Source organism: Treponema endosymbiont of Eucomonympha sp., assembly GCF_001028545.1.
This window is the reverse complement of sequence record NZ_BBPW01000589.1, coordinates 1-466: the sequence shown is the minus strand read 5'-3', so window position 1 is coordinate 466 and position 466 is coordinate 1. Positions and strand designations below refer to the sequence as shown.

Annotated in this window: 2 protein-coding genes; one reads left to right on the top strand and one right to left on the bottom strand. The window is 52.6% G+C overall.

Annotated features, from left to right (window positions below):
- A partial coding sequence (locus tag AWU74_RS10970) for a transposase (RefSeq protein ID WP_162505097.1) occupies positions 1-229 on the top strand: 229 nt, incomplete at its 5' end.
- A gap of 37 nt (positions 230-266) precedes the next feature.
- Here the strand turns inward: AWU74_RS10970 and AWU74_RS12950 are convergent.
- On the bottom strand, positions 267-466 hold a 200-nt coding region (locus AWU74_RS12950; protein ID WP_238580268.1), incomplete at its 5' end, for a hypothetical protein.

The window sequence follows — 466 nt, the reverse complement described above, 5'->3', positions numbered from 1 at the left end:
GCTTAAAGAAGCGGATATAGCAGCAGTCATCCCTCCGGTTAAAAGCCGGAAAGAGCAAAGAGCGTACAGTCATGAACTGTATCGGGCGCGGCACGTCATTGAAAACGTCTTCCGCGCCCTCAAGCGCCGGCGGGGAATTGCTGCGCGCTATGCAAAGCTCACCGCTTCCTTCATCGCCGCCATTCATGTCAGGTGTTTGTTCCTCTACCTTCCAGTCCACACTACCTAGACTAGGATTGACTTCAATTGTAGACTAGGATTGAACCCTATCCTATAGACGAAGGCGGCTGAAGGGTGCAAAAAATAGCAGGAAACACGCTGACAGAGCCGCCGGATAATTGAATGGCGATAGTGCGCCCGCCGCCGAACGGTACCACGACGTCTACCGAAGATACGCCTTGTTGCGAAAGCGTGGTTTTTTGCACGGGGATTTTACAACACGACCAACGGAGAGAAGTCCGTATTC